This window comes from Marinobacter sp. DSM 26671, from assembly GCF_900112835.1.
In the GTDB taxonomy this organism is placed as follows: Bacteria; Pseudomonadota; Gammaproteobacteria; order Pseudomonadales; family Oleiphilaceae; genus Marinobacter; species Marinobacter flavimaris.
On record NZ_FONF01000007.1, the window covers coordinates 88304 to 108051 of the forward strand.

General features: G+C 56.4%; 14 protein-coding genes and 1 tRNA gene. 14 read left to right on the plus strand and 1 reads right to left on the minus strand.

The genetic code is table 11. The annotated features are described in order from the left end of the window. Positions 1–154: 154 nt before the first annotated feature. Both BM035_RS09860 and BM035_RS09865 read left to right on the plus strand, forming a co-directional pair. Entirely contained in the window at positions 155–1186 is a 1032-nt protein-coding gene (locus tag BM035_RS09860; RefSeq protein WP_008170520.1) for an AraC family transcriptional regulator, read from the plus strand. Between the two features lie 138 nt (positions 1187–1324). After that, positions 1325–1401 (plus strand) — tRNA-Asp (locus BM035_RS09865). 249 nt (positions 1402–1650) lie between these two features. On the opposite strand, the gene BM035_RS09870 is transcribed toward BM035_RS09865, so the two are convergent. Continuing rightward, positions 1651–2700 carry an AraC family transcriptional regulator gene (locus BM035_RS09870; protein WP_092031544.1) on the minus strand — a complete coding sequence of 350 codons (1050 nt, stop codon included), beginning with the start codon at positions 2698–2700 and terminating at the stop codon, positions 1651–1653. Between the two features lie 154 nt (positions 2701–2854). Here BM035_RS09870 and BM035_RS09875 point away from each other — a divergent pair, with 154 nt between their 5' ends. The 12 genes from BM035_RS09875 (at position 2855) to BM035_RS09930 (ending at position 19732) form a co-directional block, all read left to right on the plus strand. Beyond that, positions 2855–4924: an NADPH-dependent 2,4-dienoyl-CoA reductase gene (locus BM035_RS09875; protein WP_062785208.1), complete on the plus strand. Its 2070-nt coding sequence runs from the start codon at positions 2855–2857 to the stop codon at positions 4922–4924. 205 nt (positions 4925–5129) lie between these two features. Continuing rightward, positions 5130–6377, plus strand: coding sequence for a DNA repair protein (locus BM035_RS09880; protein ID WP_092031546.1), 1248 nt, complete (start codon positions 5130–5132; stop codon positions 6375–6377). Between the two features lie 111 nt (positions 6378–6488). Continuing rightward, positions 6489–7373, plus strand: coding sequence for an NAD(+) kinase (locus tag BM035_RS09885; RefSeq protein ID WP_008170512.1), 885 nt, complete (start codon positions 6489–6491; stop codon positions 7371–7373). A 2-nt stretch (positions 7374–7375) separates the two neighbouring features. Beyond that, a complete protein-coding gene (locus BM035_RS09890) occupies positions 7376–8389 on the plus strand; it encodes a metallophosphoesterase (protein WP_008170510.1) in 1014 nt (337 codons plus the stop codon). A gap of 43 nt (positions 8390–8432) precedes the next feature. After that, a complete protein-coding gene (locus tag BM035_RS09895; protein ID WP_092031549.1) occupies positions 8433–9296 on the plus strand; it encodes a rhomboid family intramembrane serine protease in 864 nt (287 codons plus the stop codon). A gap of 165 nt (positions 9297–9461) precedes the next feature. Beyond that, positions 9462–9752 (plus strand): YeaC family protein, encoded by a 291-nt coding sequence (locus BM035_RS09900; RefSeq protein ID WP_008170505.1) that lies wholly within the window; start codon positions 9462–9464, stop codon positions 9750–9752. Beyond that, positions 9749–10588, plus strand: coding sequence for a DUF2797 domain-containing protein (locus tag BM035_RS09905; protein WP_092031552.1), 840 nt, complete (start codon positions 9749–9751; stop codon positions 10586–10588). Before BM035_RS09900 ends, BM035_RS09905 begins: the two co-directional genes overlap by 4 nt. Positions 10589–10670: 82 nt before the next feature. Then, entirely contained in the window at positions 10671–13313 is a 2643-nt protein-coding gene (gene pepN, locus BM035_RS09910; RefSeq protein ID WP_092031554.1) for an aminopeptidase N, read from the plus strand. Between the two features lie 139 nt (positions 13314–13452). Beyond that, on the plus strand, positions 13453–14838 hold the full coding sequence (locus BM035_RS09915) for a DUF1329 domain-containing protein (RefSeq protein ID WP_008170500.1): 1386 nt from the start codon (positions 13453–13455) through the stop codon (positions 14836–14838). A gap of 146 nt (positions 14839–14984) precedes the next feature. After that, entirely contained in the window at positions 14985–16133 is a 1149-nt protein-coding gene (locus tag BM035_RS09920; RefSeq protein WP_227497736.1) for a WD40/YVTN/BNR-like repeat-containing protein, read from the plus strand. Positions 16134–16179: 46 nt separating this feature from the next. Continuing rightward, positions 16180–18564, plus strand: coding sequence for an efflux RND transporter permease subunit (locus BM035_RS09925; protein ID WP_008170496.1), 2385 nt, complete (start codon positions 16180–16182; stop codon positions 18562–18564). A 184-nt stretch (positions 18565–18748) separates the two neighbouring features. Then, positions 18749–19732 (plus strand): TAXI family TRAP transporter solute-binding subunit, encoded by a 984-nt coding sequence (locus tag BM035_RS09930; protein WP_008170494.1) that lies wholly within the window; start codon positions 18749–18751, stop codon positions 19730–19732. Positions 19733–19748: the final 16 nt, after the last annotated feature.

Genomic DNA, 19748 nt, shown 5'->3' on the forward strand with positions numbered 1-19748 from the left:
ACGATTGTCTAACAGGGTGCCTTTTCTGGGCCCTCTGGATCTGACAAACCTCTGGAGTGTGGCAAACCCTGCCAGATCAGGCATTGACCTGGCGAGCCCCGGCGACTGTCCGGCCGGCCAAAGTAGAAGTCAACAAATAAGAAAACGGGATCTTATGCAGGAACTTCGTGACGCGGGAGTGATGTTGCGCCTGATTTATGAGGCGATGAAAAAGAAGGGAATCGATACCAATGCGATTTTCAGCCGTCTGGGTGTGGATGAAAATTACGTTTATACCGAACAGCTTCGAACTCCCCACAGTGCGCAGATGTACTTCTGGCAGGCTGTTGAGGATGTTTCCGGCGATCCGGATGTTGGCCTGCATCTGGGACAGTTGCTGCCAGCGTATAAGGGGCAGGTGCTGGAATACCTCTTTCTGAGCAGCCCAACCTTCGGCGAGGGCCTGCGTCGGGCCCAGAACTATCAGCGTCTGCTGAGTGATGCTGCTAACACCGATTTCTTCATTGAGGGCGACGATGCCTGCATGGTTCTGGATGCAGCGTCTGATGATGTACGTCGTTTACGGCATTTCAATGAATGTTTCGTGCTGGGACTGATTACCTTTTTTCGCTCCATCACCGATGGCAACTTTTACCCGTCACGCATCGAGTTCGAGCATGAGCGTGCCGAGGGCCAGGATCATGTTCGCGAGGTGCTGGGGTGCGACGTCACCTTCGGTGCGCCGGAAAACCGGCTGTATTTCCCGGCCAAGCTGCTTTCCCATGCCTCGCCGCATGCCGAGCCGGAGCTGCTGGATCTGCACGAGCGGTTTGCCAGCGAACAGGTTGCCCGGTTGGAGAAGAAAGACATCGTTGGTCAGGTGGAGCGGATTGTCGCAGAGCTCCTCGATAGTGGAGAGGTCACCCTCGATGCCGTGGCCGAGCGGCTCGGCATCAAGCCGAGGACCCTGCGTACCCGGTTGACAGAGGCCGAGACCAGTTTCAATCAGGTACTCGCGGATTTTCGCTATCGCCTGGCCCGTCAGTTGCTGGCAACCACCGATGAATCCATTGATGAGATTGTCTACCTGACCGGCTTTTCTGAGCCCAGCACTTTTTATCGCGCATTCAAACGCTGGTCCGGAATGACACCTATCGAATACCGCAAAACCGCCCAGGGCAAGGACGCGATGGTCGATGCCATGTAACAGAACGCTTTTTCTGAAAATATTTAAGAAAAAGCGTTGACATAACAGGGCGCCTCTTTATAATGCGCCCTCGTTGTCACAGAGCAATCACACCCTTGATTGCCAAGCCTTTTCAAGGCAAGTTGTGATGACCCGCACGGAGCGGTAGTTCAGTTGGTTAGAATACCGGCCTGTCACGCCGGGGGTCGCGGGTTCGAGTCCCGTCCGCTCCGCCATTTTTTCCCTCGTTTTACCTTTCACGTTATCCGACTTCTCCAGTTGCATTACATTCAACGCCAAGCTTCATTGTCATCGTTCTGTCATTGAGAACTTCTAGGCTATTTCTGAAAATTCAGGAATCAGGAAGGCTGTGATGCGGGATTACGAAGAAGAGTTGATTGAAAACCAGTTCGAAGAATATGAAGACGATGATGGCTGGGACGACGCCATGGAGTTATAGGCAAGGGATGAAACCATCACCGATGTCACCCATGTCTGATCTGCTTTCGGTGCTCCCCGGGGCTTAGATTGAACCAGCGCCGGTAGGCCTTGTGGAAGGCCGCAGGATTGGCAAAACCCAGAAGCCAGGCAATCTCCGCCAGTGATGTCTCTGTCTCCCGAATATAATCCCGCGCTAACTGTTTTCGCGTTTCATCCACCAGTTCCCTGAATCCGGTTCCCTCGGCGGCCAGTTGTCTCTGGAGCGTCCATGGCGCAATCCCCAGTTTAACTGCAATGGTTTCCAGGCTGGGTGTCTCGCCCCGAAACAGGGGTGTGAGAAGGTTTTTTACGCGGTCGCCTGTGGTCCACCCCCGTCGTATCTGCTGCAGTTCCCGTTCGCAGAGATCCGAAAGCTTTTCATGCATGGCCGGCTGAGCCTGCTGGCTGGCGCTTTCCCAAATATCCTGACGAACGGTAAGGCTGTTGTTCGAAGCTCCAAACTGCACGGGGCAGCGGAACCAGCTCTCGAACAAATCATCCTGGCCGATTGATCGGTATTCGATAGTGACCTTCTCCAGAACGTCATAACGGCCCGTAACGGTCCTGAGAAACTGGGTCCACGCGGCAAGAACAGAATCCACCACGAAGTAGTTGAAGCCGTTATAGGGACGAATCGAGTAGAACTTTGCTTGCCGGGTTTCCGGTTGGACCGTTGGAACGCCACGGCTATTGCGGCTGGTTAGCAGAGCGTAGCGAATCAGCGTGGCGAGTGCCGCGCCAGCGGTGGCGGCGGTTTCTCCGGCCAGCCCTGCAATACCCGCGTCGACAGCGCGTGATAGCGCCCCCATTCTCAGCCCGAGAGCCGGGTTGCCGGTCTCGTTGATAGCGGCATGCCCCAGACGCATAAACCGCGGGATGCTGATGCGCGCTTCCGGTGATGTCAGGGTCTGGTGGTCAAGCTGGAAACGGGATGCCAGTTCTGCGCTGCTGGCGCCTTCGGCTTCGGCGGCCCGCAAAAGAGCCGACACATAGAGAACACTGATGTCTCCGAGTGAGTTTCGGTTTTTTGACGGGCTGGAGAGGTGGGCGTTCATTGAAGCCTTTGTCTGACATGTTATGCAAAGATAATAAAATGTTATCCCTGGATATTGTCGATGGCAAGATGCGCGGGTAGTTTAAGGCTCAACAATGAACGGAGCCCTGTCATTTACAGGCGTTCCGCCCAAGATCACGATGAGGAGAGCAAACATGACCGCGAGCACGACGCCAGGCGTTGCCAAGTACCCGAACCTGCTTGAGCCACTGGACCTTGGTTTTACCAAACTGCGTAACCGCACCCTGATGGGCTCCATGCACACCGGCCTGGAAGAGGCCAAAAATGGCTTCGAACGCCTTGCGGCATTCTATGCAGAGCGTGCCAGAGGCGGTGCCGGCCTGATCGTGACTGGCGGTATTGCTCCGAATGTGGAGGGGGGCGTTTTCCAGCACGCCGCCAAGATGACCACCGAAGAGGAAGTCGAGAAGCACAGGGTCATTACCGATGCGGTGCATGGAGCTGATGGCAAGATCTGCATGCAGATCCTCCACGCTGGCCGCTACGCCTATTCTCCGGAGCTGGTGGCACCCTCTGCCATTCAGGCGCCAATCAATCCGTTCAAGCCCCGGGAGCTGGATGAAGACGGCATCGAGAAGCAGATTCAGGACTATGCGGAGTGCGCCGCACTGGCACAAAGCGCCGGTTATGACGGCGTTGAAGTGATGGGGTCAGAGGGTTACTTCATTAACCAGTTCATTGTGTCTCACACCAACCATCGGACTGACCGTTGGGGTGGCAGTTACGAAAACCGCATTCGTCTGCCCATCGAAATCGTTCGCCGGGTTCGTGAACGAGTGGGCGAGAATTTTATCCTGATTTACCGCCTGTCCATGCTGGATCTGATTGAAGACGGCAGTACCTGGGAAGAGGTGGTGCATCTGGCCAAGGAAATCGAGAAGGCGGGTGCAACCATCATCAATACGGGTATTGGCTGGCATGAGGCCCGCGTACCTACCATTGCCACCTCAGTTCCCCGGGGCGCATTTACCAAGGTGACCGCGCGCTTGAAAGGTGAAGTGAGCATTCCTCTGGTCACCACCAACCGGATTAACATGCCGGACGTCGCCGAGAAGATTCTGGCCGAGGGCGATGCCGATATGGTGTCCATGGCCCGGCCGTTCCTCGCAGACGCCGATCTGGTTCTGAAGGCGGCGGAAGATCGCGCGGAGGAGATCAACACTTGCATCGGCTGTAATCAGGCCTGCCTTGATCACACCTTCAGTGGCAAGCTGACGTCCTGCCTGGTCAATCCCCGCGCCTGTCATGAAACCGAGCTGACCTACGTGAAGACCGCGAAGCCCAAATCCATCGCGGTGGTTGGTGCCGGCCCGGCAGGACTGGCTTTTGCTTCCGTGGCGGCAGAGCGTGGCCATAAGGTGACACTGTTTGACGCCGGCAGTGAGATTGGTGGCCAGTTCAACGTTGCCAAGCTGATTCCGGGCAAGGAAGAGTTTTACGAGACGTTGCGTTACTTCCGGGTGATGCTCGACAAGCATCAGGTCGATGTACGCCTGAACACCCGGGTAAGCGCTGACGACCTGAAAGCCGGTGGCTTTGACGAAGTGATTCTGGCCACGGGCGTAAAGCCGCGTACGCCGGAAATCGAGGGTATCGATCATCCCAAAGTGATCGGTTATCTGGACGCGCTGCTGGAGCGCAAGCCGGTTGGCCAGAAAGTGGCCGTGATCGGCGCCGGCGGTATCGGTTTCGATGTCTCCGAGTTTATCGTCCACAAGGGCACGTCAGCTGCTTTGGATACCGATCACTTCATGCGTGAGTGGGGTGTGGATCTCAGTGTCGAGCATCGTGGTGGCATCCAGGGCGTTGAGCCCCAGGTACCGGAGCCGGCCCGGGAAGTCTACCTGCTTCAGCGCAAGGCCTCGAAAGTGGGCAAAAACCTGGGCAAGACCACCGGCTGGATTCACCGGACTTCCCTGAAAAACCGTCAGGTTCAGATGGTGCCCGGTGTGACCTATCGTAAAATCGATGATGAGGGGCTGCATATAACGGTCACGCCGAAAGGTGCAGAGCAGGGCGAAGATCGTGTGCTGCCCGTGGATACCATTATCGTCTGCGCGGGCCAGGAGCCGCTGCGCGAACTGCAAAGCGAGCTTGAGGCAGCGGGCCTGCCAGTTCACCTGATTGGTGGCTCGGATGTGGCGGCTGAACTCGATGCCAAGCGAGCGATCAACCAGGGCAGTCGCCTGGCAGCAGAGCTTTAAGCGCAAACGCGATCACAAATCGTTGCACTTTTTCCCTGTGCAGAAACGATTGTCTGGCTAGACTAATAGCTTTGAGTCTGTCAGCTTGCGTCTTCGCCCCGGCTCCGGGAGGCTGGGGTTGAAGAGGCCGGCACTACGATCGGATGGAACATCTCTCAGTGTTCTGTCGTGTGGTGTCGAGTCGTTGAACTTTGGAGAACGTGCAATGGTGTCTGCCGACCAGGCAACCGATGGTTATTCGGCGGTATTTTTTGTGGAAGGAAGCCAGGTGGCTCGCGAAATGCGGGCCACGGAATTCGGCGCTTTCCTGGATGGCTATGTTGGGCTGTCCGATCTTGCCGAAACCGATGTCAGGGCTGTTCTGGTTGAGTTGAGTCCCGATCTTCGGGTTCAGGCACTCGTGTTTTTCCGAATCTGGTTTGATGAGGAGGGCAGGGCAGACAGTCACTGGAACCTGCCGATTGAAGAGCTCGCCAGGCAAGGCGCCAAGGGGCCGGACATGGGCGGTGGTCCGATCCGGCTGGTTTGCCGAAGCCAATGCCCCGATCCCAAGTTCAAGGAGGATCTTTGGGACCCGGACATGACCCCGGGTAATAATCATTTCCAGGCCATTCGCAAGGCAGTAGAGGCCAATAGCCTTAAATTCCGTAAAGTTGAGCCGGTACAGGAAGAGAATATTCCGGTTCTGAGTGAGCAGGCAGAAGATTCTTCGGAGCGCGAAGAGGCCGCAGCCGCCGCCGACCGTTCCCGCCTGGCGCAGTTGATTCGTGAGCAACGTCTGCGGATCAAGACCCTCCAGAGTGTTCACCGCGACGCGCTTTCGGATATCCAGCGAGAGCACCGGCTGGAGGTCCAGGGGTTACGCAGTGATATTGCGGATCTCGAGCAGAAATACGAACGCCAGCGCCTCAGTAATGAGCAGCTCAAGAAGCGACTTTCCGAAAGAAACGAGCAGTACCTCGCCATGCAGGAGCAGATGGCCGCGGTAGGTGAGGAGAAACAGCGGGAGGATTCAAACGCGGGTGCCGAGCTCCTGCTCCTCAGGGAGCAGCTGGAGCGGCGTCAGCGTGAACTGGAGCTGAGAGACGAGAAGATTGTCGCTCTCGAGGAAGAAAACCACGAGCTTAGAAACCGCGAACCTCCGGAAGACTCCATCATGGACCATCTGCAGCGCCAGACGGTGTTCCTGGTGGCCTACCAGCCAGGCGTCGGTCACGTAACGCTGCCCTTCAAGGACATTGAGACCTACTTCAGCAACCCCACCGCCTACGCCGCGGAACGCTGCGGCATGAATGAGCCCGCCTATCGTGAATGGCTGGATCACTATGAAAATCCTGTGTGCACCCACAAGGGCAACGATGGCAAACCCTGTGGTGAGCCGATCCTGCGGGTAAGCCAGCCCTCGGAATTCCGCCCGGGCGTTGACGATCGGTGTGAGAAACACCAGGCCTGAGGTTTGAACTTTTTCAGTATCGGGGTGACTTTCGTTAAACTGTACGCCAGATTGTCACCGGGGTAACGGTTTCGTTGGTCCCCGCCGCATCCCGACATCACAGGAAACTTCATGGATCAGTTCAGGAACATTGGTGTAATTGGCCGAATGGGCAGTGTGAAAGTGGTTGAATCACTGCGCCAGCTCAAACAGTACCTGATCACCAACAATTACCACGTCATTCTTGAAGAAGACACAGCCAGCATGCTGCCAGGGCATGGCCTGCAGGTGGCCAGCAAAAAGCTTCTGGGCGAAATCTGTGATCTGGTCATCGTGGTTGGCGGGGATGGCAGCCTTCTGGGCGCCGCCCGGGAGCTGGCCAAGTCCAAGATTCCCCTGCTTGGGGTGAACCGTGGGCGGTTGGGCTTCCTGACTGACATTTCGCCGTCCGATCTTGAGGAACGCCTGGGCAAGGTTCTGGAAGGCGAGTACATGGAGGAGACGCGGTTCCTGCTGGATGGCAATGTTGAGCGCAACGGCCAGCCCCTGGGGTTTGGTACGGCCCTGAACGATGTCGTACTGCATCCCGGTAAATCCACCCGGATGATTGGCTTTGACCTCTTCATCGACGGCCATTTCGTCTACAGCCAGCGTTCGGATGGCCTGATTGTCTCTACGCCGACAGGGTCTACCGCCTATTCGCTGTCTGCCGGTGGTCCGATTATGCACCCGAAGCTGGACGCCATTGTTCTGGTGCCCATGTTTCCCCACACTCTCAGTAGCCGGCCGATCGTTGTCGATGGCAAGAGTGAAATCAAACTGGTGATCGGGGAGACCAATGAAACCTATCCGCAAATCAGCTTTGACGGCCAGATGAACATTGCCTGCGCGCCAGGCGATATCATTCGCATTACCAAAAAGCCGTTCAAGATCCGGTTGATTCACCCCACAGACCATAATTTCTACGCCACCTGCCGTGACAAGCTTGGCTGGGCTAGTGAAATATCAGCGAGTTGATCATGGCTGCTACAAAACCGACCGCAAACCGCGGTTACGACATCATTGGCGACATTCACGGCTGTGCCAATACCCTGGCCCGATTGCTGGACCAGATGGGCTATCGGAAGATCAACGGGGTCTACCAGCACCCCCGTCGTCAGGCGATCTTCATCGGCGATATCATTGATCGTGGCCCACGCATCCGTGAAGCCCTGCACCTTGTGCGCGATATGGTGGAACATGGTTCGGCTCGAATTGTCATGGGCAACCATGAGTACAATGCCCTGGGTTACTGTACGCGGGCGCGCCCGGGCAGCGGCAAAACCTTCCTGCGCGAGCACAACGCGCGTCACGACCGCCTGATCCGCGAGACTCTCGAGCAGTTCGAAGCGCACCCCTACGAGTGGAATGAGTTTCTCGAGTGGTTCTACACCATACCGCTGTTCATCGACGACGAGGATTTCCGCGTTGTGCACGCCTGTTGGGATGGCGACCTGATCGAGAAATTCAAGCAGTCGCAGGGTGGTGCGTGCATTGATGAGGATTTCCTGCACGCCTCTGCCGCCATCGAGTCTTTTGCCGGGCAGGTTATGGATACCCTTTTGAGGGGGACGGATCTACGGCTCCCCCGGGGAATGACCATCACCGGTCGGGATGGCTATGTGCGCGAGTTTTTCCGAACCAAGTTTTGGGCCGACGATCCCCATACCTATGCCGATGTTGTCTTCCAGCCGGACCCGTTGCCACCGGAAGTGGCAAGCCGCGTATTGACGGAAAGCGAGCGAAAGCAGCTGATCAGTTATCCTCTCGATGCGCCCCCGGTTTTTGTCGGGCATTACTGGATGGAAGGAGAGCCGGCGCCGCTCAAATCCAATGTCGCGTGCATCGACTACAGTGCCGTGAAGTACGGGCGGTTGGTCGCTTACCGAATGGATGGTGAGCGGGCACTTTCCCGGGACAAATTTGTCTGGGTTGATGTGGAAAGACCGGAGCAAGCGGATTATCCCAATAGCGAGGACAGTCTTGCACGCTAGACCGAGCGTTGTGGCTGAATCATTTCCGGAGGCGGAGTAAGCGGTGTACCGAGTCAAGCAATTGGATACCACGGTAAACCTGGCGGGCTTCAGCCGTTGGCTGAACGGTCAGGGTGTGACCCACCGCATCACGGAAGAGGGCGGGTTCCAGGTGCTCTGGCTGGAAGATCCTGCCCATGCGGAACCCGTGCTCTCGGCCCTTGACCGTTTTATGGCGGAACCGGAAATCAGGGAAGCGGTGGATCGTCAGAACCGCTCACCGGTGTTTGTTGGTGGCCGCTGGCAACCTTCTCCACGTCATGCGCCGCTGGTGCTGGGGATTATCGTGTTTGCCGTAGCGATGGTCTGGCTCACGGCCATGGGGCAGAATGAGCTGGCGGCCAGCCTGATGGTGATCGACCCCCGGGATTACGACTGGAGCACCATGGCCGGCCGCATTGAAGCGCTCACAGCGACGCTGGCAAGCGGCCAGGTCTGGCGGCTGCTGACGCCGGATTTTCTGCACTTCAGCTGGACCCACATCATTTTCAATTCGGTCATGCTCTGGTTTCTGGGTAGCCAGATCGAGTGGTTTGATGGTCGCGCCCGGCTAATCATGCTGTTTGTGATCACCAGCCTGATTTCCAACGGCCTGCAGTATTTTGTCTCGGGTCCGCTGTTCGGTGGGCTATCGGGAGTGGTTTATGGGATTCTGGGTTATTGCTGGCTCAGCCAGCGATCGGCACCGAGGTTTCAGTTTCCACCTGCGTTGGTAACCTTTGCCGTTGCGTGGATGGTCATCGGATTTACCCCGCTGCCGGAAATGATCGGGCTCGGGCGTATGGCCAACGAGGCGCACCTGGGCGGGTTTGTTGCCGGCCTGGCCCTTGCGGTGGTTTTGCCCGTAAAAGGCAGAAGGGGTGCATAAAAAAGCCCCGCCAGAGGCGGGGCATTAAAAGAGCTTTTAGCTCCTGATGAGAGAGACCAAATGATACGACCGTCGTCATTTGGTGAAGTAATGATAATCATTATCGTTTGATGCTGTCAAACGGTTCCGCCATATTTTTAATGAACGTTTTTTCAGGAGAGCGGGATGACTTACGAAGAACTGATCGAGCGACTGGATCCCAATGTCTACCGGAGCCTCCGGCAGTCAATTGAACTCGGCAAATGGCCTGATGGCCGAAAACTGACGCCCGAACAGCGTGAAATCAGCCTGGAAGCGGTGATCTACTACGAGAACCTTCACAACATTCCTGAAGAAGAGCGCACTGGCTACCTGGATCGGGGCAGCAAAGCCGGTACCGCCTGCGATCCTTCGGTGCAGCGCAAGCAGGATAAAGACGATATGGATCCCAGCCAGTTTGTCGAGGTCAAGTCTTGAGCGAACTGATTGATGTCACCGGCCGGCTCCGGAAAATGCCGGCGGAGGCCGGAAACCCGGTGGCCTACTCCATTGCCGTTGGCGATACCCGCATTCCTCTGAATGATCTGATCGGCAGGCCTTTGCGCCTGGATTTTGATGGCGTGATTCGTTGTATTCATTGCGACAGGAAAACCAACAAAAGCTTCAATCAGGGCTTTTGTTACCCCTGTTTCCGCAAGCTTGCCGCTTGTGACAGCTGCATCATGAGTCCGGAGAAGTGCCACTATCACCTTGGTACCTGTCGGGAGCCGGAATGGGGAGAAACCCATTGCATGGTGGAACACGTGGTGTATCTGGCCAATTCATCGGGTTTGAAGGTGGGCATTACCCGCGGATCCCAGGTGCCAACACGCTGGATTGATCAGGGGGCAGTAGACGCCATACCGATGGTACGTGTTGCAACGCGGTATATTGCCGGCCTGGTGGAAGTCGCCTGCAAGGCCCATGTCGCTGACCGGACCAACTGGCGGGCCATGCTCAAGGGCGATGTTCCTGAGCTCGATCTGGCACAGGAGCGTCAGCGGATGCTCGGGCTGATTGCTGCAGATCTTGAGGCGCTCAGGGAGACCCATGGTCAGGACTCGATCCGGCAAGTGGATGAGCAGGGGCTTGGCCTGAGCTATCCGGTTCAGGTCTGGCCAGCAAAGATCAAAACCCATAATCTCGACAAAACGCCGGAAGTGGAGGGCGTCCTTGAGGGCATTAAGGGGCAATACCTTATTCTGGATACCGGTGTGATCAATATTCGGAAGTTCACCGGTTATGAAGTCCGTTTCCGGGTTATGGAAGGCTGACAGCGCCTTGCCCGGCCGATCTTTTCACGCCAGCGGGCCCTGAATTCCAGCGCCCGCCGGCCGCGAACTCTGGAGAAACCCAATGCGTACCAGCCAGCCACAGACCATTTATCTGAGCGATTACAAGGTACCTGCGTATCTGGTCGATACTGTAGACCTGCGGTTCGAGCTTTTCGAGGATGGTGCCCGGGTGCACAGCACGCTGGAGCTTCGTCGGAATCCCGAATCTGAAGAAGTAGCTGCGCCACTGGAACTTGATGGTGACAGCCTGAAGCTTGAGTCCGTCGCCCTTGACGGCAGTGAACTGACTGCAGGTGAGTACGAAGACCGGGGCGACCAGCTGGTAATCCGGTCGGTACCGGATCAGTTCAAGTTGACTGTGGTGACCTGGCTGGAGCCCCAGAACAACACCCGCCTGGAAGGTCTGTACAAATCCTCCGGCATGTTCTGCACCCAGTGTGAGGCGGAAGGCTTCCGGTGCATTACTTTCTTCCCGGACCGCCCGGACGTGATGGCGCGTTTCCGCACTCGCATCGAGGCCAACAAGGACGCCTATCCGGTGCTTCTGTCCAATGGCAATGATGTTGAAAAAGGCGAGCTGGAAAACGGCCGGCATTTCGTTACCTGGGAGGACCCGTTCCCCAAACCCTGCTACCTGTTTGCCCTGGTCGCCGGTGATCTCGTGGAAAAGCGGGGCACCTTCGCTACCTGCTCCGGACGCGATATTGATCTGAGAATGTACGTGGAGCCCCGCAACGCCGAGAAGTGCGATCACGCCATGGACTCTCTGAAACGCTCCATGCGCTGGGATGAAGAGGTCTATGGTCGTGAGTACGATCTCGATATCTTCATGATTGTGGCCGTCGACGACTTCAACATGGGCGCCATGGAAAACAAGGGGCTTAACATCTTCAACTCTTCCTGTGTGCTGGCCAGCCAGGAAACCGCCACTGACATGGCGTTCCAGCGCATTGAAGCCATCGTTGCCCATGAGTATTTCCACAACTGGTCGGGTAACCGGGTCACCTGCCGCGACTGGTTTCAGCTCAGCCTGAAAGAGGGCTTTACCGTTTTCCGGGATTCCCAGTTCTCGGCAGACATGGGTTCGCCGACTGTGAAGCGGATTGAGGATGTCACGCTGCTGCGTACCGCCCAGTTTGCTGAAGACGGAGGCCCGATGTCGCATCCGGTGCGGCCGGCTTCCTATATGGAAATCTCTAACTTCTACACCCTGACCATTTATGAGAAAGGTGCAGAGGTCGTACGCATGATCCATACCCTGCTGGGGCCGGACATGTTCCGCAAGGGCAGTGACCTGTATTTCAAGCGCCACGATGGCCAGGCCGTCACAACCGATGATTTTGTAAAAGCCATGGAGGATGCCTCCGGCCGTGATCTGAGCCAGTTCCGTCTGTGGTACGAGCAGGCCGGCACGCCGGTGTTGGCCATTTCGGACGACTTTGACGCGGAGACAGGTGTGTACCGCCTGACTATTGAGCAAAGCATTCCGGATACCCCGGGCCAGACCAACAAAAAACCCCAGCACATCCCGTTTGCGCTGGGTCTGCTTGGACAGGATGGCCAGCCCCTGCCGTTGCAGCTTGAATCCGGAGATTCGGGTGCGCCGACGGAGCGGGTGCTTGAGCTGACCGAAGCCGTCCACACGTTCGAATTCCATGGCGTCGAATCCAGACCTGTGCCATCACTTTTGCGGCACTTCTCCGCGCCGGTTCGGGTTCGCTACAACTGGAGCCGAGAACAGCTGCTCTTCCTGATGAGCCATGATCCGGACGGTTTCAACCGCTGGGATGCGGGCCAGAGACTGGCCGTCGATGTCATCCAGTCACTGGTCGGAGCGCCGGACGATGCGGACATCGAACCAAGACTGGTTGAGGCTTATCGCAAGCTGATTTCCGACACCGATCTGGATCAGGCCCTGGTGGCGAAAATGCTACAGCTTCCTTCGGAAGCGTACCTGATTGAGCTTACCGAAAACGCCGATGTGCCAGCCATTCACCGGGCTCGTGACTCAGTGCTGCGGCACCTGGCCGGTGCCCTGAAAGGCGAGCTGATTGATTGCTACCAGCGCCAACAGGACAGTGGTCCCTACGAGGTGACGCCGGAGGCCATTGCCCGTCGTAGCCTGCGCAATACCGCTTTGGCCTGGTTGCTGATGATTGATGACGAGGAGGGTCGGGGCCTGGCTGTGAGCCAGTTGAACGCTGCTGACAATATGACCGATCGCATGGGTGCTTTGCGTGCGCTCGTCAATTCGGGCTTTGAGGCTGATCGCCGGCAGGCGCTTGATCACTTCTATGATCGGTTCCAGGAAGATCCGCAGGTTGTTGAACAGTGGTTCTCTGTGCAGGCGTCCAGTGATCAGGCCGGGCAGTTGGCGGACATCCGTAAGCTTCTGGAGCATCCGGCGTTCGACTGGAAAAACCCCAACAAGATTCGCTCTGTGGTGGGTGCGTTTGCGGGTCAGAATCTGGCTGCTTTCCACAAGCCTGACGGTTCTGGTTATGAATTCCTGGCGGATCAGGTCTGCCGCCTGGACGACAGCAACCCGCAGATTGCTGCGCGCCTGGTGACGCCGCTTACCCGATGGAGAAAGTTTGCGCCCGCGTACAGCGCTCAGATGAAATCTGCCCTGGAGCGTATTCGCGACAAATCCGGATTGTCCCGGGATGTTTATGAGGTGGTGCACAAGAGCCTCGCGGAGTGAAGCCAGATACAAAATCGCACTTTCGGTCGATAGACTTTAGTCTGGGATCGGGTAATCTGGAGTAAGGTCTGTAATTCCATCAGACGACAATAAAAAAGCCTCCGCAGAGGCTTCCAGACGCACTTAAGGTTTCACAATGATGTATAACAAAAATGCGATTCTCGGCGGCCTGCTGGCTTTCTCCGTGGCATCAGCGCCTGCGTGGGCGGCGGTCTCCGCCAGTGAAGCGGCCCGTCTGGGCCAGGAGTTGACACCCTTTGGCTCGCCCAAGGCCGGCAACAGTGCCGGCACCATCCCGGCCTGGACCGGAGGGCTGACAGAACCGCCTCCCGGCTATGAGGGCAGCGGACAGCACCACATTAATCCGTTCCCGGATGATGAAGTCCTTTTTACCATTACGCCTGCCAACATGGATCAGTATGAGGAGTACCTCACTGACGGTGTGAAGGCGATGCTCGAAACCTACCCGACCACATTCCGTGTGCCCGTTTACCAGTCCCGTCGTACCCATGCGGTCCCTGATTGGGTGGCTGAGAATACCCGTGAAAACGCGGTAAGCGCGGAGATTGTTGGCCAGGGCGAAGGCCTGGACGGAGCCTTTGGCGGTTACCCATTCCCGATCCTGCACGGCAATGACGAGCAGAAGGCCTGGCAGGCGGTCTGGAACCACCTGACCCGCTGGCGGGGCGTGAATATAACCCGTCGCTCCAGTGAGGTGGCAGTCCAGACCAACGGTGACTACTCGCTGGTTACCTCTCAACAGGAAGCCTTCTTCAACTACTACAACCCGGAAGGCGGTGAAGAAGATCTGGATAACGTGATCTTCTACTACCTGTCGTTTACCCAGTCACCACCCCGCCTTGCCGGTGGCGCCATTCTGATTCATGAGACCCTGAATCAGATCATCAATCCCCGGAATGGTTGGGGCTACAACGCCGGTCAGCGTCGGGTACGTCGGGCGCCAAACCTGGGGTACGACTCCCCGATTGCAGCGGCTGACAACCTCCGGACCGCAGATGATACCGATATCTTCAACGGGGCCCTGGATCGCTATAACTGGAATTACGAAGGCAAGCGGGAAATCTACATCCCCTACAACAATTACCGAATTGGGGAAAAAGGTCTTCCTTACGAGGAAATCCTCGGTATCTCCCATCTGAATCCGGACCTCACCCGCTGGGAGCTTCACCGTGTGCACGTGGTAGAAGCCACACTGAAAGACGGTGAGCGCCATATCTATGGCAAGCGCCGCTTCTATATCGACGAGGACAGCTGGAACACGGTTCTGCTGGATCAATACGACGGTCGCGGCGAACTCTGGCGTGTCACGATGGGGCTGCCGAAAAATTATTATGAACTTCCAGGTGTGTGGACGGTTCTTGACGTCTATCATGACCTTCAGGCCCGTCGTTATCATGTACTCGGTTTGGACACAGAAGAGGCCAATACCCGCGTGTTCACCAATGAGGTCCCGAACAAGCGTTACTTCTCGCCGGCTTCCCTGCGCCGCAGGAGTGTTCGCTAACGCACTGTTGGCCGAGGGATGCGTCCCCGCCCACAGGAAGTGGCGACCCGACATACCGGCAATCGTAAGGTTGCCGGTATGTTTACAGTTATTCCCGGCTTTGCCGGTCAGAGACACAGTTCAATACAACATAATAGGCAATCTGAATGGCTAAAAGGTTGATGTGCAAGACTCTGGGCGCTGCCTGCCTTGGACTTTCCATGGTCTGGTCTGCCCCTGCAGCGTTTGCGCTTGCAGATATCATCGAAACCCCGGCCCGGCCGACGGATCTGGCCCCGGAAAATCTTCTCACCGATGCGACCCGGGTTGGGGATCGCATTGTGGCCGTGGGAGAACGCGGCCATATCATCTACTCGGATGATGAGGGGAAAACCTGGGTTCAGGGTGAGGTACCTGTTTCTGTGACCCTGACAGGGATCGATTTTGGCTCCGACAGCCATGGCTGGGCCGTGGGCCACAGCGGCGTTGTCCTCCATACCAGCGACGCCGGGGCCACCTGGGACCTTCAGATTGACGGTATCCGCGCCATGGAACTGGCCATTGAGAGCCGGGAAGAGCAGATTGCCGCCATGGAGGAGCGCATCGAAGAAGCGCCCGAAGAAGAGAAAGAGGATCTCGAGTGGGCACTGGACGACCTTTACTTTGCCCTCGAGAACATTCAGGCGGATATGGACATTGGTCCAGTTAACCCGCTGCTGGATGTCTGGTTTGAAAACGAGAACCGCGGTTTTGTGGTAGGCGCTTACGGTATGTTCCTGCGCACCATGGACGGTGGTGAGACCTGGAAAGACTGGGCGCCAAGAATTGATAACCGGCAGAACTTCCATCTCAATGGCATTACCCGGATCACGGGTGGTGCACTGGTGGTCGTTGGTGAAGCCGGTCAGATACATGTCTCTGTAGACGGTGGTGAGACCTTTGAGCGCCGTGAGGCGCCTTATGAAGGCTCCCTGTTCGGTGTCATCGGTACAGGCCGGGTGAACGAGATGCTCGCCTTCGGCCTTCGTGGCAACATGCTGTTCTCTTCAGACCTCGGCAGAAGCTGGCGGATGGTCCCCAATTCAGCTGGGGCTACGCTCAACGACGGCGTCGTTTCGGAAGATGGTCGTATCACCCTGGTAGGTAATAGTGGTGCGGTACTGATGAGCACCAATGGCGCCGAAACCTTCCGCGAGCATTTCAGAAGTGATCGTGAAGGTGTCATGAGCGCGGTGCCTATCTCAGGAACAGACCTGCTGATTGTCGGCGAAGGTGGCGTAAAAATCACAGACGCCCGTGGAAGAAACCTTCAATAACGCCCTGATGTGGCAACAACCGAACGAATAATAGAGGGGCTTTTGAATGTCCAACCCTAAGCATGACAAGGGCGAGCACTATCTGACCACGCCCAAGGCCGAACCCTTTCTCGAAAGGCTGATCTTCAATAATCGGCCAATCATTCTTGTCGTCTTCGCCGTGTTGACGCTGTTTCTGGGGTATAACGCCGTCAAGATCCAGCCGGATGCCAGCTTCGAGCGAATGATTCCGCTTGAGCATCCCTACATTGTAAATATGCTTGAGCACCGGGATGATCTTGAAAACCTCGGTAACTTCGTTCGTATCGCCGTCGAGGTAGAAGAGGGCGATATTTTCACCCAAGAGTACATGGAAACCCTGAAGCAGATCACCGACGAGGTTTTTTATCTCAACGGCGTGGATCGTTCGGGGCTCAAATCCCTCTGGACGTCGAATGTCCGCTGGGTTGAGGTTACCGAACAGGGTTTTCAGGGTGGCACTGTCATACCGGACGGCTATGACGGCTCCCGGGACAGTCTGGAGAAGCTTCGCCAGAACGTTCTTCGTTCCAACGAAGTCGGGCGCCTGATCTCTGATAACTTCCAATCAACGATCGTTTACGCGCCGCTGTACGAGAAGAATCCGGAGACCGGTGAGGCTCTGGACTACGGCGAATTTTCCCGTCAGCTTGAAGAAAAGATTCGTGAAAAGTACGAAGAACAGAACCCGAACATCAAGATTCATATAGTCGGTTTCGCCAAGAAGGTCGGCGATCTGATTGAGGGGATTGGTTCTATTGCCTGGTTTGCAGGGATTACCATTCTGCTGACCACGCTGCTTCTGTTCTGGTACTCGCGGGCTATTGCCGGCACCCTGGTTCCTGTCTTTACCTCAATCATTGCAGTGTTCCTGCAGTTGGGTACGCTTCGGCTGCTGGGCTACGGGCTGGATCCTTATTCGGTGCTGGTGCCATTCCTGGTGTTTGCGATTGGTATCAGTCACGGCGTTCAGATTGTGAATGCCATGGCGGTTGAAGCTGCCAAGGGCTTTGATGCGGTGACCGCTGCGCGCCTGGCTTTCCGTGCTCTTTACATTCCGGGCATGCTGGCTCTGATTTCGGATGCCTTTGGTTTCCTGACCCTGTTCTTTATCGAGATCGACGTTATCCGGGACCTGGCTGTTGCCGCAGGTATTGGTGTGGCGTTCGTGATCTTCACCAACCTGGTTTTGCATGTATTGATTATGTCCTATGTCGGTATCTCCAAAGGGGGTATTCGTCACGTGCAGAATCACGGCGAAAAACAGGATCGGAAATGGCGTGTTTTGTCCTACTTCTCCCATCCGGGCGTTGCGCCAATTTCGTTGTTGATTGCTGTAATTGGTCTCGGTCTTGGTCTTTATTACAAGCAGGACCTGAAGATTGGCGACCTGGATCAGGGTGCGCCTGAGCTTCGTGCGGACTCCCGCTACAACAAGGACAATGCCTACATCATCAATAATTACTCGACCAGTGCGGATGTATTGGTGGTGATGGTCAAAACACCGGAAGAGCAGTGCACGCAGTATAATGTGCTGCGGGCCATGGATACTCTGCAGTGGGAGCTTCAGAACACGCCGGGCGTTCAGTCTTCGGTATCACTTGCAGATGTTTCCAAGATGGTGACCAAGGCTCTGAACGAGGGCAACTGGAAGTGGTATGAGATCTCCCGCAACCAGACCATTATCAATGCGTCCATTCGTGAGGCGCCTGCCGGGTTGATCAACACTGATTGCAGCCTGACGCCAGTACTGGTCTTCCTTGAGGACCACAAGGCAGAAACTCTGGAAACCGTCGTTGAGCGCGTCGAACAGTTTGCCGGGAACAACAGCACTGATGAGCACAGGTTCCTGCTAGCGGCGGGTAACGCCGGTGTCGAGGCCGCTACTAACGAGGTTATCTCCGGCGCCAAGGATAAGATGCTGATCCTCGTTTACAGTGTGGTGAGTTTGCTGTGCTTCGCGACCTTCCGTTCGATCCGTGCGGTGCTGTGTATCGTGATACCTCTGGGACTGACTTCGATCCTCTGTGAGGCAATCATGGCGGTATCCGGCATTGGTATCAAAGTGGCGACCCTGCCGGTTATTGCCCTGGGTGTCGGTATAGGTGTCGACTACGGCATTTATATCTACAGCAAGCTGGAGAAATACCTGCTTGAAGGCAAAACGCTTCAGGAGGCTTACTACGAGACCCTGCGCTCCACTGGTAAGGCGGTTATGTTTACCGGTGTGACTCTGGGTCTGGGTGTTGTCACCTGGATATTCTCGCCAATCAAGTTCCAGGCCGACATGGGCTTCCTGCTGTTCTTCATGTTCCTCTGGAACATGGTTGGAGCCATCTGGCTGTTGCCGGCCCTGGCCCGGTTCCTGCTGCGGCCGGATCAGATGCTTGCCAAGGCTCGAGCTGCGAAATAACATTCGCACCGACCTGCAAAAAAGCCCGCACTGCGGGCTTTTTTGTCGTCTGGTCAACCGGTTAGCGAGCTAATCCGTGCTTTATTTATGACGTGAAGTGGTCTATGTTTTACCGTGACCGTATGTCTTGCCCGCCCTACAGGCGGTCATCTAATTACAACGAGCAGAAAAAGGAAGAACTCACATGACACTGAAACTGAAAGCCTCCGCATTTGCTGTCGCTGCCGCAGTCAGCCTGGGTGCTGCTTCAACCTCTGTTTCCGCGCAGGAGCAGCGTTTCGTGACCATCGGTACCGGCGGTGTAACCGGTGTTTACTATCCGGCCGGCGGTGCGATCTGTCGTCTGGTGAACATGGACCGCAAAGAGCATGGAATCCGCTGTTCCGTTGAGAGTACCGGTGGTTCCGTATACAACCTGAATGCGATTCGCCAGGGCGAACTCGATCTGGCCGTAGCCCAGTCCGACTGGCAGTACCACGCGTACAACGGCACCAGCCAGTTCAAGGACGATGGCGCCAACAAGGACCTTCGGGCGGTGTTTTCCCTGCATCCGGAACCGTTCACCGTTGTTGCCAGCAAGGGCTCGGGCATCAAGACCTTTGAAGACCTGGAAGGCAAGCGGGTATCCGTTGGTAACCCGGGCTCTGGCCAGCGCGCCACCGCCGAGGTTCTGATGGATGAGATGGGCTGGACGCTGGACAAGTTCTCCCTGGCTGCCGAAATCAAGGCCGCGGAGCAGTCCCAGGCCCTGTGTGACGGTAACATTGATGCCTTCTTCTACACGGTTGGACACCCCTCTGGTGCCATCAAGGAAGCGACCACTTCCTGTGACAGTGTCCTGGTCAACGTTGATAACGCTGCCACACAGAAGCTGATCGACGAGAACCCGTACTATCGTAAGGCAGTCATCCCTGGTGGTATGTATCGTGGCAGTGACGATGACGTTACCACCTTCGGCGTTGCGGCAACCTTCGTGTCATCCACTGATGTGCCCGATGACGTTGTCTACGCGGTTGTGAAGGCTGTTTTCGAGAACTTCGACAGCTTCAAGCGCCTGCATCCTGCGTTTGCCAACCTGAATAAGGAAGAGATGGTCTCTGATGCCCTGAGTGCGCCTCTGCACCCGGGTGCTGCCAAGTACTACAAGGAAGCTGGTCTGATCGACTGATCTGCCTGCACTCCGT